General features: G+C 72.3%; 20 protein-coding genes. 8 read left to right on the plus strand and 12 right to left on the minus strand.

Going from position 1 to position 21,719, the window contains the following annotated elements; translation table 11 throughout:
- Positions 1-287: 287 nt before the first annotated feature.
- Positions 288-2,249 (plus strand): glycosyltransferase, encoded by a 1,962-nt coding sequence (locus H5V45_RS11160; RefSeq protein ID WP_185252987.1) that lies wholly within the window; start codon positions 288-290, stop codon positions 2,247-2,249.
- Positions 2,246-3,595, plus strand: coding sequence for an acyltransferase family protein (locus H5V45_RS11165; RefSeq protein ID WP_185252988.1), 1,350 nt, complete (start codon positions 2,246-2,248; stop codon positions 3,593-3,595). The genes H5V45_RS11160 and H5V45_RS11165 overlap by 4 nt, the downstream gene beginning before the upstream one ends.
- On the opposite strand, the gene H5V45_RS11170 is transcribed toward H5V45_RS11165, so the two are convergent.
- Positions 3,564-5,771: a RecQ family ATP-dependent DNA helicase gene (locus tag H5V45_RS11170; RefSeq protein WP_185252989.1), complete on the minus strand. Its 2,208-nt coding sequence runs from the start codon at positions 5,769-5,771 to the stop codon at positions 3,564-3,566. The two genes, H5V45_RS11165 and H5V45_RS11170, sit on opposite strands and share 32 nt — an antisense overlap.
- Before the next feature lie 214 nt (positions 5,772-5,985).
- Here H5V45_RS11170 and H5V45_RS11175 point away from each other — a divergent pair, with 214 nt between their 5' ends.
- Positions 5,986-6,522, plus strand: coding sequence for a hypothetical protein (locus H5V45_RS11175; RefSeq protein ID WP_185252990.1), 537 nt, complete (start codon positions 5,986-5,988; stop codon positions 6,520-6,522).
- 41 nt (positions 6,523-6,563) lie between these two features.
- Here H5V45_RS11175 and H5V45_RS11180 read toward each other — a convergent pair whose 3' ends face one another.
- Complete coding sequence (locus H5V45_RS11180; protein WP_343061522.1) at positions 6,564-8,519, minus strand: M13 family metallopeptidase; 1,956 nt, start codon at positions 8,517-8,519, stop codon at positions 6,564-6,566.
- Between the two features lie 46 nt (positions 8,520-8,565).
- Between H5V45_RS11180 and H5V45_RS11185 the strand changes: the two genes are divergently transcribed.
- Positions 8,566-8,874 carry a putative quinol monooxygenase gene (locus tag H5V45_RS11185; RefSeq protein WP_185252991.1) on the plus strand — a complete coding sequence of 103 codons (309 nt, stop codon included), beginning with the start codon at positions 8,566-8,568 and terminating at the stop codon, positions 8,872-8,874.
- A gap of 6 nt (positions 8,875-8,880) precedes the next feature.
- Here H5V45_RS11185 and H5V45_RS11190 read toward each other — a convergent pair whose 3' ends face one another.
- Positions 8,881-9,846, minus strand: a complete 966-nt coding sequence (locus H5V45_RS11190) for an NADPH:quinone oxidoreductase family protein (RefSeq protein ID WP_185252992.1) — start codon at positions 9,844-9,846, stop codon at positions 8,881-8,883.
- Positions 9,847-9,895: 49 nt separating this feature from the next.
- On the opposite strand from H5V45_RS11190, the gene H5V45_RS11195 reads away from it, so the two are divergent.
- The gene (locus tag H5V45_RS11195) at positions 9,896-10,777 is read left to right on the plus strand and encodes an alpha/beta hydrolase (RefSeq protein WP_221633987.1); all 882 of its coding nucleotides are present in this window, start codon (positions 9,896-9,898) and stop codon (positions 10,775-10,777) included.
- 46 nt (positions 10,778-10,823) lie between these two features.
- Here the strand turns inward: H5V45_RS11195 and H5V45_RS11200 are convergent, their stop codons facing one another.
- The gene (locus tag H5V45_RS11200) at positions 10,824-12,029 is read right to left on the minus strand and encodes a M15 family metallopeptidase (protein ID WP_343061523.1); all 1,206 of its coding nucleotides are present in this window, start codon (positions 12,027-12,029) and stop codon (positions 10,824-10,826) included.
- Positions 12,030-12,119: 90 nt separating this feature from the next.
- On the minus strand, positions 12,120-13,526 hold the full coding sequence (locus H5V45_RS11205) for an MFS transporter (RefSeq protein WP_185252994.1): 1,407 nt from the start codon (positions 13,524-13,526) through the stop codon (positions 12,120-12,122).
- Between the two features lie 67 nt (positions 13,527-13,593).
- Here H5V45_RS11205 and H5V45_RS11210 point away from each other — a divergent pair, with 67 nt between their 5' ends.
- Complete coding sequence (locus H5V45_RS11210; protein WP_185252995.1) at positions 13,594-14,469, plus strand: GTP-binding protein LepA; 876 nt, start codon at positions 13,594-13,596, stop codon at positions 14,467-14,469.
- 146 nt (positions 14,470-14,615) lie between these two features.
- On the opposite strand, the gene H5V45_RS11215 is transcribed toward H5V45_RS11210, so the two are convergent.
- The 3 genes from H5V45_RS11215 to H5V45_RS11225 form a co-directional block, all read right to left on the minus strand.
- Entirely contained in the window at positions 14,616-15,212 is a 597-nt protein-coding gene (locus tag H5V45_RS11215) for a TetR/AcrR family transcriptional regulator (RefSeq protein ID WP_185252996.1), read from the minus strand.
- Between the two features lie 96 nt (positions 15,213-15,308).
- A complete protein-coding gene (locus H5V45_RS11220) occupies positions 15,309-15,500 on the minus strand; it encodes a ferredoxin (protein ID WP_185252997.1) in 192 nt (63 codons plus the stop codon).
- Positions 15,500-16,954: a fatty acid desaturase gene (locus tag H5V45_RS11225; RefSeq protein ID WP_185252998.1), complete on the minus strand. Its 1,455-nt coding sequence runs from the start codon at positions 16,952-16,954 to the stop codon at positions 15,500-15,502. The genes H5V45_RS11220 and H5V45_RS11225 overlap by 1 nt, the downstream gene beginning before the upstream one ends.
- 131 nt (positions 16,955-17,085) lie before the next feature.
- On the opposite strand from H5V45_RS11225, the gene ppgK reads away from it, so the two are divergent.
- Positions 17,086-17,841 carry a polyphosphate--glucose phosphotransferase gene (gene ppgK, locus H5V45_RS11230; RefSeq protein WP_185252999.1) on the plus strand — a complete coding sequence of 252 codons (756 nt, stop codon included), beginning with the start codon at positions 17,086-17,088 and terminating at the stop codon, positions 17,839-17,841.
- A 12-nt stretch (positions 17,842-17,853) separates the two neighbouring features.
- On the opposite strand, the gene H5V45_RS11235 is transcribed toward ppgK, so the two are convergent.
- Positions 17,854-18,195, minus strand: a complete 342-nt coding sequence (locus H5V45_RS11235) for an ArsR/SmtB family transcription factor (protein WP_185253000.1) — start codon at positions 18,193-18,195, stop codon at positions 17,854-17,856.
- A gap of 56 nt (positions 18,196-18,251) precedes the next feature.
- Here H5V45_RS11235 and H5V45_RS11240 point away from each other — a divergent pair, with 56 nt between their 5' ends.
- Positions 18,252-19,289 (plus strand): cation diffusion facilitator family transporter, encoded by a 1,038-nt coding sequence (locus H5V45_RS11240; protein ID WP_343061524.1) that lies wholly within the window; start codon positions 18,252-18,254, stop codon positions 19,287-19,289.
- 22 nt (positions 19,290-19,311) lie between these two features.
- Here the strand turns inward: H5V45_RS11240 and H5V45_RS11245 are convergent, their stop codons facing one another.
- The 3 genes from H5V45_RS11245 to H5V45_RS11255 form a co-directional block, all read right to left on the minus strand.
- Positions 19,312-20,688: an NAD-dependent malic enzyme gene (locus tag H5V45_RS11245; RefSeq protein WP_185253001.1), complete on the minus strand. Its 1,377-nt coding sequence runs from the start codon at positions 20,686-20,688 to the stop codon at positions 19,312-19,314.
- A 79-nt stretch (positions 20,689-20,767) separates the two neighbouring features.
- A complete protein-coding gene (locus H5V45_RS11250; protein ID WP_185253002.1) occupies positions 20,768-21,238 on the minus strand; it encodes an SRPBCC family protein in 471 nt (156 codons plus the stop codon).
- A complete protein-coding gene (locus H5V45_RS11255) occupies positions 21,238-21,717 on the minus strand; it encodes a glutathione peroxidase (protein ID WP_185253003.1) in 480 nt (159 codons plus the stop codon). The genes H5V45_RS11250 and H5V45_RS11255 overlap by 1 nt, the downstream gene beginning before the upstream one ends.
- Positions 21,718-21,719 lie beyond the last annotated feature (2 nt).

Genomic DNA, 21,719 nt, shown 5'->3' on the forward strand with positions numbered 1-21,719 from the left:
GAACACGTTGCACATCCGCGAGATCTCCGCGTGGTCGCCGCCACACCCGGGACGCCCGAAACCCCGTGGTTGAGCGTGAAACGGCGCTGTGACGGCCGTCGCGTGACTCGGAGCACGTCGCTCCGGCTTGCGTACGCCGCGCGGCGGTTGCGACGGTGGAGGATCAAGCGCGACTCACGCAGCTCGCCTTTCCCGCGGCAGCTCGGCCCCGATCCTGTGCCGACCCGCACTCGACATCTCGGGTTCCCCGAACCCCCCGACCGTCGATCCCCCGAAAGGTCTCCTCCGTGTCCCTGCTCGCTTCCCGTCGTCCCGACCCCGCTCCCGACCAGGTCGCCGACCGCCCCGCCGACGCCGGCCGGGTGGGCTCGCGCTCCGAGGTCGTCACCCTGCCCGTCCGGGGCCGCCTGCGGCTCCCGACCCGGCACCGCCAGATCGTCGCGGTCATCGACCCCGTGTGGGCCGCCCCCGACAACGCCACCGCCTCGGTGCGCGCCGAGGAGGACATCCTCGCCGCGGCCGCCGAGCGGCTCACCCGCCACCTGCACCCGGGCGAGATCATCGCCCGAACCGCCGAGGGCAAGCTCAGCCTCCGCCTGCGCCACGAGGACCGGGCCGCGCGCCCGGTCCGGCTGCAGGAGATGGCCTACCACGCGATCGAGGTCTTCGGCTCGCTCGACCAGCGGGGCGTCAGCGACCTCGGTGTCGGCTGGGCGCCCATCACGCGCAAGCAGGACCCGCTCACCGCGGAGTCGTACGCCGCCGCGGCCGCCTCCGAGTCGGTGCGGCAGCGCGACCTGCAGCCCCGCCAGGACGGCGCGCACGTCAAGGCCCGGCACCCGGTCATCAACCTGTGGACCTCGAGCCGCCAGGTGCTGGCCGCGACCGTCGGCTCGGTCGTGCTGCCGTTCCTGCTGCTGGTCGGCCTCTACGCGATCGGCATCGACGTCTCCGGCGCCCTCTACTGGGCGCTGGTCGCGGCGCTCGGGCTCACCGCCCTGACCATCTGGGCGGAGTGCTCGCAGGCCCTCGACCCGCCGCGGCTGCCCGCCACCCCGGAGGGACCGGCCCCGCGCGCGACGGCCGTGATCGCGGCGTACCTCCCCAACGAGGCCGACACGATCGTCGAGACCGTGCACCGCTTCCTGGAGCAGGAGTACTCCGGCGGCCTGCAGATCGTGCTGGCCTACAACACCCCCGTCGTCCTCGACGTCGAGGACGAGCTGCGCCGCCTCGAGCGCGAGCACGCCGACCTCACCGTCCTCAAGGTGCCCGACAGCACCTCGAAGGCCCAGAACGTGAACGCCGCGCTCCGGGTCGCCGAGGGCGAGTTCGTGGGCATCTTCGACGCCGACCACCACCCGGCCGCCGGCTCGTTCGACCGGGCCTGGCACTGGATCGCCGACGGGGTGGACGTCGTACAGGGCCACTGCGTGATCCGCAACGGCCACGACTCCGCGCTCGGCAAGCTCGTCGCCGTCGAGTTCGAGCAGATCTACGCCGTCGCCCACCCGGGCCGTGCCGCGGTCTACGGCTTCGGCATCTTCGGTGGCTCCAACGGCTACTGGCGCGCGTCCGCGCTCGAGCGGATCCGGCTGCGCGGCTCGTTCCTCACCGAGGACATCGAGGCGTCGATGCGGCTGCTCGAGGCCGGCGGCCGGATCGTCAACGACCCGGGCCTGGTCAGCCGCGAGCTGGCCCCCGAGACCGCGAAGTCGCTGTGGAACCAGCGGATGCGCTGGGCGCAGGGCTGGTTCCAGGTGTCCTGCCGGCACTTCGTCTCCACGCTCCGCAGCCCGACGCTGTCGCTGCGCCAGAAGCTCGGCGTCGTCTACCTGCTCGGCTGGCGCGAGCTCTACCCGTGGGTCGCGATGATGGCCTGGCCGCTCTTCGGCTTCCTCGCCTGGCGCGACGGCGGCCTGGACCTCGGCTCGCCGATGTTCCTGCTGCTGACGCTGTTCATCACGCTCTCCGGCCCGCTGCAGACGTTGGCCGCGTGGCGCCTCGCGGCACCGGACCTGCGCCAGCACCCGTCGTGGTTCGTGATGGCCGCCCTGGCCAACCTGCTCTTCTACACGGAGCTGAAGAACCTCGTGAACCGGGTCGCGCACCTCAAGCAGCTCCGCGGCGAGCACCAGTGGGTCGTCACCCCGCGCACCGCGGCGAGCTCCGGCTCGTCCGACGCGCCCACACCCCCCACCACCGACACGCCCACGTCCACCTCCACGGACAAGGAGGCCGCAGCATGACGGTCACCCCCCTGAACCGCCCCCGCTCCACCGCCCCCGACCCGCTCGACGAGCACGCCGTCGACGTGGCCGAGCAGGCCACCACGATCGACGAGGCACCCCGCTCCAGCCGCCCGATCTACCCGCTGGGCTGGCTACGCGGTCTCGCCGCGCTCTTCGTGGTGTTCTTCCACGCCTACCAGAACAACCGCTCCGGCCCGGAGAGCGCGTGGCCCTGGTCGGGCACCGCCCACCAGCTGATGCTCGGCACCGACCTGTTCGTCGACATGTTCTTCGTGCTGTCGGGTCTCGTCCTGTGGCTGCCGGTCGCCCGCGCCGCCGCGGACGGCCTGCCTGGTCGACCCGGCCGGGTGCTGCTCTACCGCCGGATGGCGAGGCTGGTGCCGCTGTACGTCACGGTCGTCCTGGTCGTCTGGGCGGTCACCAACCCGGACCTGCCGGGCCACTGGCAGGACCTGCTGCTGCACCTGACGTTCACGCACGTCTACAGCGACCAGTACATCTTCTGGACCGACGGCCCCGCGTGGTCGCTCGGCGTGGAGTTCCACTTCTACGTGCTGATGGCGCTGGCCGTCCCGGTCGTGAACGCGCTGGTCCGGCGTACGACGTCCCGCCGCGGCCGGCTCGCCGTCGTCTCCGCCCTGCCGGTGCTCTCCTCGCTCGTCGGGGTCGGCTACCTGCTGTGGAGCACGGTGCTCACCGACCAGGCGCCCGAGAACTGGTCGATCTGGTTCTCGCCGCTCTCGCGGGCGGCCGACTTCGGCATCGGGATGGGCCTCGCGGTCCTCGCCGCCGCCGGTGTGCGCCTCGCGCGCCCGGTGCGGGGCCTGCTCGCCGCCACCGGTCTGCTCGCCCTGACGGCGCTGGTCCTGACCCGTCCGGTCACCAGCGTGGCGGGCGAGTGGTGGCACCCGGCGTACGCCGTGGCGATCGCCGTCGCGATGGCCTCGATCGTCTTCCACGACGGCCCGTGGCCGAGCGTCCTGGACTGGAAGCCGCTCGCGTGGGTCGGTGGCCTGGGCTACGGCATCTACCTGATCCACGAGCCGGTGATGCGCTTCCTCGGCTCGATCGGGGTGCTGCCCGAGGCACGACCCGGCCCGCAGTTCGTCGTGACGTTCGTGCTGGTCCTCGGCCCGACGCTCGGCCTGGCCTGGCTCTCGTCGCGCACCGTCGAGGCCGCGGGCCTGCGGATGCTGTCGATGATCGACCGCAACGGCCGGCCGCGCGACTACTACGCGCACCTCTCGGCCGACCGGCTCGAGCAGGACGAGCTCGACGGCTCCGACCGGGACGGTGCCCGGGCCGAGGAGGTCAGGACTCCGTCGCCAGCGCCAACGGCCTGACCTCGGTCGCCCCCTCGCGTCGCAGCGCCCGCGCCGCCAGCGTGAGGGTCCAGCCGGTGACGACCCGGTCGTCGACCAGCAGCACCGAGCGACCCTCGAGGGCGCCGGGCTCCGCCTCCAGGCGGAACCGGCGCCCGACGGCCGCGACCCGCTGGGCGGAGTTCATCGCGCCCTGGCCCGGGACGACCGACTCGTCGACGATCGCCCAGCGCCCCACGACCGGGATCTTGAGGTAGCGCGACAACCCGTCCGCGAGGTCGGCCGTGAGGGTCGGCCGGGTCGCGGACTCGACGACCACGATGGCGTCGACCGCGGGGCGCCAGTCGCCCAGCACCTCGACGACGGCCCGCACCAGCGGGACCGGGACCGGGCCGTCGGGCGTGCCGGGGCGGAAGAGCTCGCGCAGCGCCTGGCCGTAGCCGAGGTCGGTCAGCCGGGCGACCACCCGGCCCTCGGCCGCGCCGTCGGCGATCTTGCCCTTGAGCTCGATGCCGAGGTTGGCCAGCGCGGACGGCCACATCTTGCGCGGCTCGACCACCACACCGGGCCGCGAGAGCCGGGCCCCGGCCTCCTCGACGGAGGCCTCGGACACCGTCGCCGAGAGCTCGAGGCCGCCGCAGTTGTCGCAGCGCCCGCACTCGGTCGCGTCGGGGTCGTCGAGCTGGTCGCGCAGGAACCACATCCGGCAGCGGTCGGTGCGGAGGTAGTCCAGCATCGCCTGCTGCTCGCGCTCGCGCGCCTCGCTCACCCGGCGGTAGCGCTCCTCGTCGTACGACCACGGCTGCCCGGTCGACTCCCAGCCGCCGCGGACCCGCCGGGCGGCGCCGTCGACGTCGAGGACCTTGAGCATCGTCTCGAGGCGGTTGCGGTTGAGCTCGACGTACGTCTCCAGCGCGGCGGTGCTCATCGGGCTGGGTGAGTCGGCCAGCACGGCGAGGGTCTGGCGGACCAGCTCCTCGCGCGGGAAGGCCAGCGAGGCGAAGTAGGCCCAGATGTCGCGGTCCTCGATCGCCGGGAGGAGCACGACCGTGGCCTCGTCCGTGCCGCGACCGGCACGGCCGACCTGCTGGTAGTAGGCGACCGGCGAGGCCGGGGCGCCCATGTTGACGACGAAGCCGAGGGTGGCGTCGAAGCCCATCCCCAGCGCGCTGGTGGCCACGAGCGCCTTCACCCGGCCGGCGATCAGGTCCTGCTCGAGGGCCTGGCGCTCGGTGGTGTCGGTCTGGCCGGAGTACGCCGCGACGTCGTGCCCGCGGGTGCGCAGGTAGTCGGCGATCTCCTGCGTCGCGGCCACCGTCAGGCAGTAGATGATGCCGGAGCCGGGCTGCTCCGCGAGGTGGTCGGCGAGCCAGGCCAGGCGCTGCTCGGCGGTCTTCAGGCGGACCACGCCCAGGCGCAGCGACTCCCGGTCGAGGGAGCCGCGCAGCACGAGCACGCTCTGGCGACTCTCGGGGGGACCGAGCTGCTCGGCGACGTCGGAGGTCACCCGCGCGTTGGCCGTCGCGGTGGTGGCGAGGACGGGGATGCCCTCGGGCAGGTCCTCGAGGAGGGTGCGGATCCGGCGGTAGTCGGGGCGGAAGTCGTGGCCCCAGTCGGAGATGCAGTGCGCCTCGTCGACCACCAGCAGCCCGCAGGTGGCGGCCAGCCGGGGCAGCACCTCGTCGCGGAAGCCGGGGTTGTTGAGCCGCTCGGGGCTCACCAGGAGGACGTCGACCTCGCCCGCGCGGATGGCGTCCTGGATCGGCTCCCAGGACTCGATGTTGGTGGAGTTGATCGTGACGGCCCGGATCCCGGCCCGCTCCGCGGCCTCGATCTGGTTGCGCATCAGCGCGAGCAGCGGCGAGACGATGACCGTCGGGCCCGCCCCGGCCTCGCGCAGCAGCAGCGTCGCGACGAAGTAGACCGCCGACTTGCCCCAGCCGGTCCGCTGGACGACCAGCGCCCGGCGGCGGTCGACGGCCAGCGCCTCGATCGCGGTCCACTGGTCCTCGCGGAGGCTGACCTCACCCTGCCCGCCCCGCGGCCCGACCAGGGCGCGCAGGTGCGCCTCGGCGCGCTCGCGGACGTCGGTGCCGGTCGGGGCGCTCGGGGCGGTGCCGGGGGTGCTCACGCCCGCCTGTCTACCAGCGCGTCCCGACACCCGGCGTACCGCCTCCACAGGGCCGCGGGACGTCATGCGCTCCGAGGAGACGGGTGCCCCGTCCGGATGACGTCCCCGGGCGGGACGGGTGCGCGTCTGTGATGCGGGCGGGCGCCGGCTGGGGGCGGGGTCGGGGCCGTCGGGATCCCCGGATATCCGGGGAATTTGGCGCTTTCCGGGTGTTGCAACACCCGGAAAGTGACAGTTTCCCCCGGGAAGTGGGGGCGAACGGGCCGTAGGCTCCGCCCCCATGGAGCCCGAGACCACGCTGCCGCCGCGCCACCTGCTCGCGTGGGCGTCGCTCGGGCTGGCCGCGTTCTTCAGTTACCCACTCGTGCAGGTCGTGCGCGCCGGCCAGCGGGGCGAGATGCCCGCGCTCGCGGCGGCCGGGATCGCGGCGCTGATCGCGCTGCTGTTCGTGATCGGCCCCCTGTGGGCGGCCCAGCACCTGCTGCGCCTGAGGATCGCGGTGTCCCGCGAGCACCTGACGACCTACCTCGGCGGCCGCCTGCACCACCGGCTGGCCCTCGCCGAGCTCACCGAGGTGCGGCCGGTGGTCGACGGGTCGGTCGGCGCGCTCACCCCGGAGGCGTGGAACCCGGCCGTGTGGCTGATCGGCCCCGACCAGCACGGCCGCCGGCGGGCGCTCAAGATCACCCTCCAGCGCGTGACCACGATGGCGCCGCTGCTGGAGGCGCTGCGCCCTGTCGTGGCCGCGCGGCCCGACCTGGTGCGCGACGAGCCCGCGCGGAAGCTGCTGGCGGAGTACCTCAGCGACCCGCGCTGAGGCCCACCAGTGCCCACCCGCGCCCACCCGGGCGCCGCGGGTCACCAGATCCGCACGCGCTCCGCGGGGTCGAGCCACAGGCCGTCGCCGGACGCGGTCTCGAACACCTCGTGGAACTCGTCGAGGTTGCGCACGATGTTCGCGCGGAACTCCGGCGGGCTGTGCGGGTCGATGGTGAGGTACTGCTGCTCCTGCTCGGCACGCCGCTTGGTGCGCCAGCAGTAGGCCCAGTTCATGAACAGCTTCTGCCGGTCCTCGACCGAGGCCGAGCCGCCCTGCGAGATGACGTACGCCGTGTGGCCGATCGTCAGGCCGCCCAGGTCGCCGATGTTCTCGCCGACGGTGAGCGCGCCGTTGACGTGCTCGCCCGGCAGCGCCCGCGGCTCGAAGGCGTCGTACTGCTCGATCAGGGCCTTCGACTTCACCTCGAAGGCGGCCTTGTCGTCGGCCGTCCACCAGTCGTTGAGGTTACCCTGGCCGTCGTACTGCGCGCCCTGGTCGTCGAAGCCGTGCCCGACCTCGTGCCCGATGACCGAGCCGATGCCGCCGTAGTTCTCGGCCGGCTCGGCGTCCGGGCTGAAGAACGGCTTCTGCAGGATGCCGGCCGGGAAGCAGATCTCGTTGGTGCCGGGGTTGTAGTAGGCGTTGACGGTCTGCGGCAGCATGAACCACTCGTCGCGGTCGACCGGCGAGCCGATCTTGGCGAGCTCGCGGTCGGTCTCGAACGCCGAGGCGGCCGCGACGTTGCCCAGCAGGTCGTCGGCGCTGACGTGCAGCGCGGAGTAGTCGCGGAACTTCTCGGGGTAGCCGATCTTCGGCAGGAACGTGTCGAGCTTCTCGTAGGCCCGCTGCTTGGTCTCGTCGGTCATCCAGTCGAGCTGCGAGATCGAGGAGCGGTACGCCGCCAGCAGGTTCGCGACGAGCTCGTCCATCTGCGCCTTGGAGGACGGCGGGAAGTGCCGCGCGACGTACTCCTTGCCGACGGCCTCGCCGACCGCGCCTTCGACGAACGCGACGCCGCGCTTCCAGCGGGCCCGCAGCTCCGGGGTGCCGTTGAGGGTGCGGCCGTAGAAGTCGAAGTTGGTGTCGACGAAGTCGTCGGTGAGGTACGGCGCCGCCGAGCGCAGCACGTGGACGAGCATCCACGACTTCCACTCCTCGATCGGCACCTCCTCGATCACCGTCGAGAGGTGCGCGAAGAACGACGGCTGGCGCACGCACGACTGCGCGATGGTCTCGGCGTTGCCACCGAGGTTGGTGACGTAGGCGTCCCAGTCGAACGCCGGGCAGAGCTCCTTGAGCTCGTCGGCCGACATCAGGTTGTAGGTCTTCTGCACGTCGCGGGTCTCGGCGCGCTCCCAGTGACCGGCCGCCAGCTTCGTGTCGATCTCGAGCACGGTCGCGGCCGCCGCGGGGGCGTCCTCGTGGCGGCCGAGCGCGAGCAGCTTGGTCAGGTAGGCCACGTAGGCGTCGCGCTGGCCCGCGAACTTGTCCTCGCGGTAGTACGACTCGTCCGGCAGCCCGAGCCCGCCCTGGGTCAGGTGGACGAGGTAGCGGTCGGACTGGCGGCTGTCGGTGTCGACGTACGACCCGAAGAGGCCGTGCCCGCCGACCCGCTCGAACTCGCCGAGGAACGCCGCCAGGTCGCGAGTGTCGCGCAGCGCGCCGACCGCGTCGATGAGCGGCCGGACCGGGCGGATGCCGCGCTGGTCGATCGTCTCGGTGTCCATGAAGGAGGCGAACAGGTCGCCGATCTTGCGGGCGTCCTCGTCGATGTTCGCGGGGTCGCCCTCGGTCACGGTGCGCGCGAGGTCCTCGATGATCGTGCGGACCTGCCCCTCCGCGACGTCGGCCAGCTGGACGAACGGCCCCCAGCTCGACCGGTCGGACGGGATCTCCACCTCGTCCAGCCAGCGGCCGTTCACGTGGCCGAAGAGGTCGTCCTGCGGACGGATGTCGGGGTTCATGCCCTCACGGGCGTCATCCAGGATGCTCACGCTCCGACCCTAACCGGCGGGCCGAGGAACCGGTACGGTCGCCAGCATGACCGATCTCCCCACCGACGCCGTGCGCGTCGTCGCGACCATCCCGACCAAGCCCGAGGCGACCGAGGCGGTGCGCGGCGCGCTGCGCGAGCTGGCCGCGGCCAGCCTCCGCGACGAGGAGGGCTGCCTGGCCTACGACGTCTTCGAGTCGCAGGCCAAGCCCGGCGTCTTCGTCACCATCGAGGCCTGGCGAGGCAAGGACGACCTCGACGCCCACATGGGCACCCCCCACGTGGCGAGCGCCATCGGGATCCTGGGCGACGGCCTCGACGGCAACCTCGACATCCACCCGCTGGCGCCGCTCTGAGTCCCGTCAGTCGCGGACCCGCACGACCGACTTGCCGAGGGTGCGGCGCTCGTCCATGTCGACGAGCGCCCGCCCGACCTCGTCGAGGGCGTAGCTCTCGCCGATCGGCGGCTTGACCACGCCGCTCTCCATCATCGGGACCAGCTCGGCCCACTGCTCGAGCATGTAGCCGGGCCGCATCATCGCGTAGGCGCCCCAGCCGACGCCGCGGACGTCGACGTTGTTGAGCAGCAGCCGGTTGACCTTGACCTCGGGGATGCCCTGCCCGGAGGCGAAGCCCACGACGAGCAGCCGGCCCTGGGCGGCCAGCACGCGCAGCGAGTCGGTGAAGAGGTCGCCGCCGACGACGTCCATCACGACGTCGACGCCCCGGCCGTCGGTCAGCGCCATCACGGCGTCCTTGAAGCCGTCGACCAGCACGGTCTCGTCGGCGCCGGCCCGCTTGGCCATCTCGGCCTTGGCGTCCGAGCTGACCACGGCGATGGTGCGGGCGCCGTACCCCTTGGCGACCTGGATCGTCGCGGTCCCGACGCCCCCCGCGGCGCCGTGCACGAGGACGGTCTCGCCCTCCTGCAGCTGGCCACGCTCGGCGAGCGCGAACTGCGCGGTCAGGTAGTTCATCGGCAGCGCCGCACCCTCGTCGAAGGTGATCGAGTCGGGCAGCGCGAAGGTCGAGACCTTCGGGTTGACGACGAGCTCCGCGCCCGCGCCGTACGGCGCCACGCCGGCCACCCGCTGACCGGGCTCGAAGCCGCCGCCGCTGACGACGGTCCCGGCGAAGTCGACGCCCAGGGTGAACGGGAGCTCCGGCTTGAGCTGGTACTGCCCCTTGCTCAGCAGCAGGTCCGGGAACGAGATCCCGAGGCGGTGCACCTCCACCAGGACGTCGTCGGGACCGGGCGTCGGCTCCGCGACGTCACGGATCTCGAGATCGGCGGGACCGGTGGTGGTGACGACCTGGACTGCGCGCATGCCGTGCACGCTACCCATCCGCTGCGGCCGTCGGCGACGAAGGGCTGTCGTGAGACTCGACGACCGGCTGCGCGCGACGTTGATGCACGCCACCGCGCGCTGGACGGTCCGCTACGGCGAGGACCTGCGCTTCGCCGGCTCCGACCTGCCGGCGCCGGACCGCGTCCACGTGCCGACCCGCCACGGCGAAGTGCCCGTGCACGTCTACCGCCCGCGGGGCGAGGCGCAGCGGGTGCTGCCGGCGTACGTCCACTTCCACGGCGGCGCGTGGCTGATGCGCTACCCCGAGATGGACGACTTCTGGTGCCGGTACGTCGTGGCCACCGCCGACGTGGCGGTCGTGAACGTCGACTTCCGGACCGGGCCGTACGTCGCCTACCCGGTCGCCCAGCACCAGTGCCACGACGTCGCGGCCTGGCTGGCCGAGCACGGCGACGGTCTCGGCCTGGACGGCTCGCGGATCGCGGTCGGCGGGTTCAGCAGCGGCGGCGGCCTCGCCGCGTCGGTGTGCCTGCAGGCGCGTGACGCCGGGTCGTTCACCCCGGTCCTGCAGGTGCTCGGCGTCCCCGCGCTCGACCTCGCCAGCGACCTCCCGGCCGGCGCCGGGATGATCTCGCCGTCGTTGCGGGGCCTCGTGCGCCGCGTCTACTTCCCCGACCCGGCGACCCGCGCGGAGCCCTACGCCTCGCCGGTCCTCGCCGCCGACCTCACCGGCCTGCCGCCCGCGGTCGTGCTGACCGCCGAGCGGGACACCCTGCGGCGCGACGGCGACCGGTACGCCGAGCGGCTCCGCGAGGCCGGCGCCGAGGTGGTCCATGACGTCACCCCGGGCGCCGACCACTACTTCCTGACCGAGGACCCGGTCCGGGCGCGCTCCACGATGGCGATGACCGCCCTCGAGATCCGGCGCCGGCTCTCGATGGTCGAGTAGGTCGCGCAGCGACCGTATCGAGACCCCGGCTCCCAGGCCCCGAGACTCAGCCGGGGTTGACGATCCGGTCCGCCTCGAAGTGCATCGGGTCGGTGTAGTGCCAGTCGCCGCCCCAGGCGAAGCCCCACTTCTTGAAGATGTCGACGACCCCGCGGTCCATCTCGCCGACGGTGCCGCGCTGGTTGCCGGGGGTGTTGAGGTCGAGCGCCAGCCCGAAGGAGTGGTTGGACAGCGACGTGGTGCCCGCGATGAAGCGGGGGTAGTAGCAGCCGGCGTACTCGCCCGGGTGGATCTTGTCCGTCAGCCCCCGGGCCTCGACCTCGTTCAGCGCCGCGATCAGCTGCGGGAAGATCAGCTTGTTGCAGGTGACGTTGCCGAGGATCGGGACCTGCTGGGTGGTGATGTGGGCGGCCACCCACGAGGCCTCCGGCGCGATCCGGCCGCCCCCGAGGACGCTGTAGTTGAACGTCCCGACGGCCTCGCCGACCGAGCCGACCAGGAAGGCCGTCTGCTGGACCTTGGGGTCGAGGCCGTAGCGCGCCACCGCGTCCAGCATCTGCACCGACGCCTTGCTGCCGGCCAGCTGCTCGATCTTCTTGCGGAGCGACTCGGGCGAGGTCTGGCCGGTGTTGATGACGATCGCGTTGTCGGGCTTCATGCCGAGCGTCTTGATCCAGGTCTCGTTGACGACCGCGTCGACCTGCCCCACCTGCGGCGCGAAGGCGCCGATGTGGATGTCCGGCGCCTGCTCGTCGCTGCCGAGGTGGAGGTAGCCCGCCTTCGTGATCGGGGCGGACTTCTTCAGCTCCGGGTCCAGCGCGAGCTCGCCGCCGGCGACCCGGTCCCAGACGTCCTGGGTCTCGGCGCTCGCGGCGGGGGTGAAGTTGCGGTACGTCGACGGGTCGACCGCGGCGACGTTCATCAGCTTGTTCTCGATCGAGACCTGCGCCATCGCTAGGGGCTGGGCGCCGACGACGCCCTTCAGCCTGCTGATCGCCGTGAGGGTCTCGGGGCTGAGCGAGTCGGGGTTCCACACCAGGATGTCGCCGAGCGTGAGCTGGCCCTTGCGCGGGCCGGGCTCGTCGACCGCGTGCTCCGGGTCCGCCACCGCGGGCACCGCGCTGCCGGACTTCTCGGGAGCGGCGACCGCCGTGGTCGAAGCCGGGCCCGGGTCGTCCGGACCGGCCTTCGTCGACCCGTCCGAGCCCTGGCAGGCCGCCAGCAGCAGTGCAGGCAGCACTGCGGCCACCACCAAGCGCCCCGTTCGCATGACTCTCCCTCTTCCCCACCTGCAGGGTAGGCGCCCGGCTCAAGAAGCGGGAGCGGTCCGGGGAATCGGCGGTCAGGACGGCTCCGGCGTCCGGATCGTCAGCCACGAGACCGCGCCGCCCGCGACCAGCAGCAGCGCGCAGGCGACGATCGCGACGTCGTACGCCGCGTCGAAGGCGACGGGGTCGGCGTACTCCGCACCGCCCAGCCCGACGGCGACCGGCAGCGCCGCGACGGCGAGCAGCGAGCCCGCGCGGGCGACGGCGTTGTTGACGCCGCTGGCGATCCCGGCGTGCTCGTCCGGGGCAGCCGCCAGGACGGTGGAGGTCAGGGGGGCGACCATCAGGGCCAGCCCGAGCCCGAAGACGGTGATCCCGGGGAAGACGTCGAGCCAGTAGCTCACGTCCGGGCCGACCCGGAGCAGCAGCGCGATCCCGGCGGCCATCACCAGCGGCCCGAAGGTCATCGGGATCCGCGGACCGATCCGGGCGCCGAGCGCGCCGCCCCGCTTGGCGAGGAAGAACATCACCACGGTGAGCGGCAGCGTCGCGATGCCGGCCGCCAGGGCGCCGTACCCGCTCACGGTCTGCAGCTCGAGCACCAGGAAGAACATCGCCGCCCCGAGTGCGCCGTAGACGAGGAAGGTCATCACGTTGGCCGCGCTGAAGGTGACGTCGCGGAAGATCCCGAGCTGCAGCATCGGCTCGCGCAGCCGGCCCTCGGCGACGACGAAGCCGACCCCGGCGAGCACCGCGACGACCCCGGCGTACGGCGCCAACGGGCCGCCCCACTCGATGAGGGCGTAGGTCAGCCCGCCCAGGCTCGCGGAGCCGAGCACCGCCCCGAGCAGGTCGAAGTGGTTCGAGGCGTGCGGGTCCCGGGTCTCGGGGACCGCGCGCTGCGCGATCGCGACCGTGACGGCGGCCAGGGGGAGGTTGACCAGGAAGATCCAGCGCCAGTCGGCGTACTCCACCAGGGCGCCTCCCACGAACGGCCCGAGCGCGGCGGCGATGCTGCCGAGGCCCGACCACGAGCCGATCGCCGCGGCGCGGTCCTCGCGGGCGAAGGCGCCCTGGATCATCGCGAGGCTGCCGGGGGTCAGCAGGGCCGCGGCGACGCCCTGCAGGACCCGGGCCGCGATCAGGACCTCCGGGTTCGGGGCCAGGCCGCAGAGCAGGGACGCGACCGCGAAGCCGACGGTGCCCCAGACGAACACCCGCCGCCGGCCGAAGCGGTCACCCAGCGAGCCCCCGAGCAGGATCAGGCTGGCGAGCGAGAGGAGGTAGCCGTTCGACACCCACTGCAGCTCGGCCAGGCTGGCGTCCAGGTCCTCGCCGATGGTCTTGAGGGCCACGTTGACGACCGAGCCGTCCAGCAGCGTCATGCCCGAGCCGAGCGTGGCGGCGGCCACCACGGCCCGCCCCGTGGGGGTGCCGAGCCGGACTCCTGCGCCCCCGTTGGTCCCGCCCGTGTCGCGCATCACCGCAGCGTAGGCCCCACGACCGGCAGCACGTCGTACCTGCCAACCGCCTGACTAGAATCGGGCCATGCCCCGCGCGACCCTCCTCGAGGCCTCCCGGACCACCACCCGCCTCGTGGAGCACGTCGAGCGCCTCGGCGCCGAGCACCCGCCGATCGAGCTCGGCAGCGTCGACTACACGGTCCACCGGCCCGAGCTGTTCAGCCAGCGCTTCGGCCACGTCCTCGACTACATGGCGCGCGTCGAGCTCGAGGTGGACCGCAACGTGCTCGAGCTCATCACGCTGCTGCCCGACCCGCCCGAGGTCGACCGGCGCTTCTACGCCGACGTCTGGCAGCCGCAGGAGATCCAGCACGGGCTGATCCTCGACCAGCTCCAGGTGCACGTCGGCCGCCCGCCCGCCACGCCCGACCTCGACACGGTCGGCGCCAAGATCAAGGTGCTCGGTGCGCTGGCGCACGTCGGGGCGATCCAGGACGTGGTCCGGATGCTCTACTACCTGACCGGGATGGCCACCGAGCGCTCCGCGGTGCTGGCCTACAACCTGCTCCACGACGGCGTCCGGGAGATGGGCGAGACCTCGGTGGCCGAGACCGTGATCGCCCCGATCCGGCGCCAGGAGCCGGGGCACTACGCGTTCTACCAGCTGTCCGCGAAGGGCCTGTGGGCCGAGCTCGCCGGCTGGCAGCACTGGCTGGTGCGGCGCCTGCGCCGCTTCTCCTTCGCCCCCGTCGGCGCCAACGACGACGCCCAGAAGGCCGACTTCGGCGAGGTGATGCGCACCCTGGGCATCGACCGCGAGGCCAGCACCTTCGCCCAGCAGATCTCCCGCGTCGAGCGCGAGCTGCTGTGGGCCCGCGACCGCGGCCTCAAGGTGCCGGATTACGTCGCCGCGGCGTTCCGCGAGGCGGTCGAGCTGGCGCAGGCGCGGCGCGCCGGCTGAGGCTTCTGCGCTGACCCGGCGCCCGCGGGGTGTGGTGCCCGCGCGGTGTTGCGCCGGGCCGGGCTCCTGTCATGAAACTGGCGCTGGTGTCATGGAGTTCCGTGACAGGAGCGCCAGTTTCACCGGGTACCCGGTGAAACCGCCCCTCACCCCCGCAGCACCCGCTGCGCGATCCAGGCGATGTCGGCGGCGGTGTCGGCGGGGTCCGCGGACGGCTGCATCACGTGGCTGAGCACCAGCCGGACGACCATGTCGGTGGCGGCGTCGAGGTGCTCGTCGTCGAGGCCCACGTCGTACGGCGTGATCCGGTCGCCGATCACGATCTTGGCGGCGGCGAGCAGCGACTCGGCGTGGGTGGTGAGCAGCGGCAGCAGCTCGGTGTCGGCGCCGTGGGTGGCGGAGACGACCGCGTGCAGGAGCTGGTTGTCCTGGGCCAGCTCGAGGACGCCGCGGGAGGCGGCCTCGATCGCGCCGACCAGGTCGTCGGGGTGGGCGTCGAAGGCGAGCGTGACGACCCCGAGGAAGCGGTCCAGCTCGTGCAGGATCATCGCCTCGGCGAGCGCGGGCTTGCTGCCGATCTCGTTGTAGACCGTCTGCCGGCTGACCCCGACCTGGTCGGCGAGCTTGCCCATGGTCACGCGGGCCCAGCCCACCTCGCTGGTGAGCGCCACCCCGGCGGCCACGACCCGCTGGCGCATCGTCGGCGCCGCGGGGGCCACGGCGCTGCCGGGGAGGGTCGTCATGGTCCCCAGTCTAGGAACCACCCGGGCGGGACCCGTCCACCCCGCCGCAGGCGCGGGCGCTGCGCCCGACACCGCCGCACCCGCGACGGTCACGGCTCACCCCTCGAGCGTGAGCGCCAGCACCGGGCACGACGCGACCGCCGCCTTCACCTGGCTGCGGTGCTCCTCGGCGGGCGACTCGTCGCGCACGTGCATCACGTCGTCGTCGTCGAGCTCGAAGAACTCGTGCGCCATCGCCTCGCACATGCCCAGGCCCTCGCAGGTGTCGCGGTCCACCACGATCCTCATCAGGCGGCACCCGTCGTCGAGTCCGACTTCGAGAGCGGCACGAAGTCGACCTTCTCGCGCACGCCGCAGTCCGGGCAGCACCAGCTGTCGGGGATGTCGGCCCAGGCGGTGCCCGCCGCGAAGCCCTCGTGCTCGTCGCCCGCGGCCACGTCGTAGACGTAGTCGCAGCCCGGGCACGACGCCGCCAGCACCTCGACGGCCTGCGCCGCCGCCACGGTGTCGTCGCCGGCCTCGGCGCGGTCGTCGCGGACCGGCGGGGGGTACGCCGCGAGCAGCTTCTCGCGCTTGCGCGGCTGCAGGTTGGCGCGGGTCAGGTCGCCGTCGAAGTGCGCGAGGACGCGGGGGTCCATCACCCGGCGGTAGACCGGCGGCACGAGGGCCAGCACGATCATCCCGGCGTACCCCGTCGGCAGCACCGGGCTCTCCTCGAAGTCGCGCAGCGTCTGGTAGCGGCGGGTGGGGTTCGCGTGGTGGTCGCTGTGCCGCTGCAGGTGGTAGAGCAGCACGTTGGTCGCGATGTTGTTGGAGTTCCACGAGTGCGACGGGTCGACCCGCTCGTAGCGCTGCCGCTCGCCGACGCCGACCTTCTGCCGCAGCATCCCGTAGTGCTCCATGTAGTTGACGACCTCGAGCAGCGAGAAGCCCACGACCGCCTGGATGAGGAGGTACGGCGTGATGCCGATGCCCAGCCACGCGATCAGCGCCCCCCACAGGACCGCGGACATCGCCCAGGCGTTGAGCACGTCGTTGCCGAGCCGGAAGGGGTGCTGCTTCTTGCGGGCGTAGCGCCGCTTCTCGATGCTCCAGGCCGAGCGCAGCGAGCCGCTGACGGTCCGCGGCCAGAAGGCGTAGAAGCTCTCGCCCATCCGCGACGAGGCCGGGTCCTCGGGGGTGGCGACGCGGACGTGGTGGCCGCGGTTGTGCTCGATGTAGAAGTGGCCGTAGAAGCTCTGGGCCAGTGCGATCTTGGACAGCCAGCGCTCGTGGCTCTCCTTCTTGTGCCCGAGCTCGTGCGCGGTGTTGATGCCGATCCCGCCGATGCAGCCGATGGAGACGGCCAGGCCGATCTTGTCGATCGTGGACAGCTCGCCGTTGCCGAGCGGGTCGCCGTGGGCGACGAGCCACATGGCGCCGACGAAGCCGACGTACTGGATCGGCAGGAAGAGGTAGGTGATCCAGCGGTAGTAGCGGTCCTGCTCCAGCGCCTCGATCACGTCGTCGGGCGGGTTGGAGCGGTCCAGCCCGGCCACCAGGTCGATGGCCGGCACGACCACCAGGATCACGAACGGGCCGATCCAGAAGAAGGCACCCCAGCCGGTCAGCGCCCACAGGCCGTAGCCGATGAAGGCCAGGACCGGCACGACCAGCCCGATCAGCCACAGGTAGCGCTTCTGGTCGGTCCAGCCGGTGCTCGATCCGTCCGGGACGGTGCTGTTCGGGATGCTGCTGCTCATGGGAGCCTCCTCGGTGCGGGCTTTACAACACCCTAGGGAATGTCAACCTCCTTGACAACCCCCCACTTTTTGTAAAGCGCCCGGGACGGTCGCGGCTTGCGTCCCGCGGCCGCGCCGACGAGATTGGGCGGATGGCTTCCAGCGAGCACCCCTGCGGCATCGACTTCGGCGGCACCGGCATCAAGGCCGCGCCCGTGGACCTCGAGGCCGGCGACTTCGCCGCCGAGCGGGTCCGCACCCCCACCCCGCACCCCTCCACCCCGGACGCGGTCGCGCAGGTCTTCGTCGAGCTGCTCGCCCAGCTGCCCGACTCCGGCGCCCCCGTCGGCGTCACCGTCCCGGGTGTGGTCCGCCACGGCGTGGTCCACTCGGCGGCGAACATCGACAAGTCCTGGATCGGCACGGACGCCGACGCGCTCTTCACGAAGGCCACCGGCCGCGACGTGCACGTGGTCAACGACGCGGACGCCGCCGGCCTCGCCGAGGTGAGGTACGGCGCGGCGCGCGGCCGCCGCGGCCTGGTCATCGTCACCACGCTCGGCACGGGCATCGGCTCGGCGCTGGTCCACGACGGGGTGCTGGTGCCGAACTCCGAGCTCGGCCACCTCGAGGTCGAAGGCCACAACGCGGAGAAGCGGGCGGCCAACAGCGCCCGCGAGGCCGAGGACCTGAGCTGGGAGCAGTGGGCGAAGCGGCTCACGACGTACTACCGCACCCTGGAGAAGCTCTTCTCCCCCGACCTGTTCGTCGTCGGCGGCGGGATCAGCAAGAAGTCCGACGAGTTCCTGCCGCTGCTCGACCTCGACACCGAGATCGTCCCCGCCGCGCTGCGCAACAAGGCCGGGATCGTCGGCGCCGCGCTCTACGCGTCCGAGAGCGGGTCCTGAGCGGCGCCCCGATCAGTCGGTCGCGGCGAGACGCACGTGCTCGGTGTGGCTGATCGCCTGCTCGATCAGCTCCGCGACGTGCTCGTCGTAGAGGCTGTACACGACGTGCCGACCCTGCCGCTCGCTCTCGACCAGGCCCAGGTTGCGCAGCAACCGCAGCTGGTGGGACACGGCCGACTGCTCCATCCCGACCGCACCCGCGAGGTCACCGACCGTGCTCGGGGCACCGTGCAGGCGGGTGAGGATGAGCAGGCGGCTCGGCGTCGCGAGCGCCTGCAGGGTCGTCGCGACGGACTTGGCCGTCGCTGCGTCGAGCGTCGCGAGCTCAGGGCGAGTCTCGCCACGGTGTCCCATGCCCGCATCCTACGCAGGACAGATGAACACATGAACATCTGTTTATACTTACGGACGTGATCCCCTCCTCTCCACCCGACCAGGACCACGACCACCAGCACGACCACGCGCACCACCACGAGCGTGCGCACGGTCTTCGTGGCCGGCTCGCCGAGCTGGCGCGTCCGCACAGCCACGATGCGGCGGACTCGGTGGACGAGGCCCTCGTGTCGAACGCCCGCGGCATCCGGGCGGTCAAGGTGGGCCTCGTCGTCCTGGGCGCGACGGCGCTGGCCCAGGGCGTGCTCGTGGCGCTCACGGGATCGGTGGCCCTGCTCTCCGACACCATCCACAACGCCTCCGACGCCCTCACGGCCCTGCCGCTGTGGGTGGCTTTCGTGCTCGCGCGCCGGCCCCCGTCACGCCGCTACACCTATGGCTACGGCCGGGCCGAGGATCTCGCCGGTGTCTTCATCGTGGTGATGATCGCCGCCTCGGCACTGGTGGCGGGCTACGAGTCGGTACGTCGGCTCCTGGACCCGCCGCCGGTCCAGCACGGCTGGGTGGTCGTCGCGGCCGGCCTGGTCGGGTTCGCCGGCAACGAGCTGGTGGCGGGCTACCGGATCCGGGTGGGTCGCGAGATCGGCTCGGCCGCCCTCGTCGCCGACGGGGTGCACGCCCGCACGGACGGCTTCACGTCCCTCGCCGTGGTGGCCGGGGCACTCGGTGTGCTCGCCGGCTTCCCTCTCGCCGACCCGGTCGTGGGAATCCTCATCGCGGTGGCCATCCTCGTCGTCCTGCGCGGTGCGGCGCGTGACGTGTGGCGCCGACTCATGGACGCCGTCGACGGCGAGCTCGTCGACAGCGCGGAGCGTGCCCTGGTCGACACCCCGGGCGTGGCGGTGGTCGAGGACGTCCGGTTGCGCTGGATCGGCCACCGCTTGCACGGCGAGGCGACGGTCGCGGCCGACCCCTCCCTCGACCTGGCCTCGGCCGGTCGCATCGGCGAGAGCGCCGCGACACGGTGGCGGGCGGGAACCGCCAAGCTGGCCGACGCCCGCGTGCGCGTCATCGGCCGGGAAGACGTCACGGGCTCGCGGGACCGAGCGACCTGAGTCCCGGACAGGCGCGAACCCCTCAGGCGGTGCCGCGGATCGCCGCCGCGACCGCCTTCGGGACGTCGGGGTGGAAGACGGTCGGGATGATGAAGTTCGGGTTCAGCTCGGAGTCCTTGACCACGTGCGCGATCGCCTCCGCGGCCCGCAGCAGCATGTCGAGCGTGATCTCCGAGGCGCGGGCGTCGAGCAGGCCGCGGAAGACGCCGGGGAACGCCAGCACGTTGTTGATCTGGTTCGGGTAGTCCGAGCGGCCGCTCGCCACGACGGCGGCGTACTTCTCCGCCTCGGCCGGGTCGACCTCCGGGTCCGGGTTGGCGAGCGCGAAGACGACCGCGTCGGGGGCCATGTCCTGGATCCACTCGGCCTTCAGGACGCCCGGGGCGCTCACCCCGATGAAGACGTCGGCGCCGGCCAGGCCGGCGCGGAGGTCCCCGCGCACCCGGCGCGGGTTGGTGACGTCGGCCAGCTGCTTCTTGGCGGGCGGCAGCGCATCGTCGTCGGCGGACAGGCAGCCCTCGCGGTCCCAGACGACGACGTCGGTGACGCCGGCCGCGATCAGCAGGGTGACGATGGCCGTGCCGGCAGCCCCGGCGCCGGAGACGACCACGCGGACCTGGTCGAGCTCCTTGCGGACCACCCGCAGCGCGTTGGTCAGCGCGGCCAGGACGACGATCGCCGTGCCGTGCTGGTCGTCGTGGAAGACGGGGATGTCGAGCGAGGCCCGCAGCCGGCGCTCGATCTCGAAGCACCGCGGCGCGGCGATGTCCTCGAGGTTGATGCCGCCGAAGCCGGGGGCGATCATCTCGACCGCGCGCACGATCTCGTCGGTGTCCTGGGTGTCGAGGCAGATCGGCCAGGCGTCGATGTTGGCGAAGCGCTTGAACAGCGCCGCCTTGCCCTCCATCACCGGCATCGCGGCGCCGGGCCCGATGTTGCCCAGGCCCAGCACGGCCGAGCCGTCGGTCACGACCGCGACCGTGTTGCCCTTGCTGGTCAGCCGCCAGACGTCCTCGGGGTGCTCGGCGATCGCCATGCTGACCCGGCCGACGCCGGGGGTGTAGGCCATCGACAGGTCGTCGCGGTTGCGCAGCGGCACCTTGGAGGTGACCTCGATCTTGCCGCCGAGGTGCAGCAGGAAGGTCCGGTCGCTGGTCTTGTGCACCTCGACGCCGGGGATCGCGTCGACCGCGACCTCGAGCTCCTTGGCGTGGTCGGCGTCGCTCGCCGAGCAGGTGACGTCGACGACGAGCCGCTCGTGGCTGGACTCCGCGACGTCGATCGCGGTCACGATCCCGCCGTCCTGCGCGATCGCCGTGGCGACCGCCCCGACGATCCCGTGGTCGGGAGCCGTGTGCAGGCGCATGGTGATGGAGTACGACGAGGTGGTGGCGGCCATGTCGGCACTCTCGTCCGCACGCGTGGTTACGAGCAAGTCACATGCGCACGAGCGGGGACCACAACGACCAGAACGCCCCTCAGCGGGGGACGCCGAGCTCCTTGAGCAGGTTGCGCGAGAACCGGTCGCCCATCGTGGCCATCACGCCCTTCATGGCGGAGGTCACCGCGGGCGACGACATCTTGGGCAGCGGCAGCTCGACGGTGACCTCGAGCGAGGTCTCCAGGTGCGTGCCGCCCTCGACGTCCTTGAGCACGTAGAAGCCGCGGACCCCGGCCTTCTCCTTCGCGCCCGCGGGCGGGGCGTGCTCGAAGTCGATCCGGTCGTGGTCGGTGAAGGTCATCGCCTCGGTGAACTTCGGGGCGAAGCCGACGCCGACGACCTCGACACCGGTCATCTCCCAGAACCACGCGTCGCCGTCGGCGGTGATCCGGCGGACGAACGGCGTGAGCCGGGCGATCTTCGCGGGGTCGACCAGGACCGCCCAGATGGCGTCCCGGTCGGCCTTGACCACGGCCTCGGCCGAGGTGCTCGCGGTGAAGCTGGCCATCAGGCCGCGAGCGCCTTCTCGATGTCCTCGACGATCGCGTCGGGCTCCGTGGTCGGGCTGTAGCGGCCGATGACGTTGCCCTCGCGGTCGACGAGGAACTTCGTGAAATTCCAGTTGATCCGGCCGCCCAGCAGGCCCTTCTTCTGCTTGCGCAGCCACCGGTAGAGCGGGTGGGTGTCCTTCCCGTTCACCTTGACCTGGGCGAACATCGGGAACGACACGCCGAAGTTGCGCTCGCAGACCGCGCCCATCTCGTCGTCGCCGAGCGGCTCCTGCTTGAACTGGTTGCTCGGGAAGCCCAGGACCGTGAAGCCCCGCTCGCCGTACTGGTCGTGCAGCTTCTGCAGCGCCGGCAGCTGGGAGGCGTAGCCGCACTGCGAGGCGGTGTTGACGACGAGGGCGACCTGACCGGCGTACGCCGAGAGGTCGACCTCCGAGCCGTCGAGGGCGCGGGCGGAGAAGTCGCTCAGGGTGGGCATGA

The organism is Nocardioides luti (assembly GCF_014212315.1).
Lineage (GTDB): Bacteria > Actinomycetota > Actinomycetes > Propionibacteriales > Nocardioidaceae > Nocardioides > Nocardioides luti.

Bases quoted from the DNA above. Each gene is read 5' to 3' on its own strand.
- H5V45_RS11185 (WP_185252991.1), top strand. From the start codon at position 8,566: ATGACCGATCTCCCCACCGACGCCGTGCGCGTCGTCGCGACCATCCCG.
- H5V45_RS11220 (WP_185252997.1), bottom strand. From the start codon at position 15,500: ATGAGGATCGTGGTGGACCGCGACACCTGCGAGGGCCTGGGCATGTGC.
- H5V45_RS11245 (WP_185253001.1), bottom strand. From the start codon at position 20,688: ATGGCCGCCACCACCTCGTCGTACTCCATCACCATGCGCCTGCACACG.
- ppgK (WP_185252999.1), top strand. From the start codon at position 17,086: ATGGCTTCCAGCGAGCACCCCTGCGGCATCGACTTCGGCGGCACCGGC.
- H5V45_RS11215 (WP_185252996.1), bottom strand. From the start codon at position 15,212: ATGACGACCCTCCCCGGCAGCGCCGTGGCCCCCGCGGCGCCGACGATG.
- H5V45_RS11225 (WP_185252998.1), bottom strand. From the start codon at position 16,954: ATGAGCAGCAGCATCCCGAACAGCACCGTCCCGGACGGATCGAGCACC.
- H5V45_RS11205 (WP_185252994.1), bottom strand. From the start codon at position 13,526: ATGCGCGACACGGGCGGGACCAACGGGGGCGCAGGAGTCCGGCTCGGC.
- H5V45_RS11250 (WP_185253002.1), bottom strand. From the start codon at position 21,238: ATGGCCAGCTTCACCGCGAGCACCTCGGCCGAGGCCGTGGTCAAGGCC.
- H5V45_RS11255 (WP_185253003.1), bottom strand. From the start codon at position 21,717: ATGCCCACCCTGAGCGACTTCTCCGCCCGCGCCCTCGACGGCTCGGAG.
- H5V45_RS11235 (WP_185253000.1), bottom strand. From the start codon at position 18,195: ATGGGACACCGTGGCGAGACTCGCCCTGAGCTCGCGACGCTCGACGCA.
- H5V45_RS11165 (WP_185252988.1), top strand. From the start codon at position 2,246: ATGACGGTCACCCCCCTGAACCGCCCCCGCTCCACCGCCCCCGACCCG.
- H5V45_RS11210 (WP_185252995.1), top strand. From the start codon at position 13,594: ATGCCCCGCGCGACCCTCCTCGAGGCCTCCCGGACCACCACCCGCCTC.
- H5V45_RS11175 (WP_185252990.1), top strand. From the start codon at position 5,986: ATGGAGCCCGAGACCACGCTGCCGCCGCGCCACCTGCTCGCGTGGGCG.
- H5V45_RS11170 (WP_185252989.1), bottom strand. From the start codon at position 5,771: ATGACGTCCCGCGGCCCTGTGGAGGCGGTACGCCGGGTGTCGGGACGC.
- H5V45_RS11190 (WP_185252992.1), bottom strand. From the start codon at position 9,846: ATGCGCGCAGTCCAGGTCGTCACCACCACCGGTCCCGCCGATCTCGAG.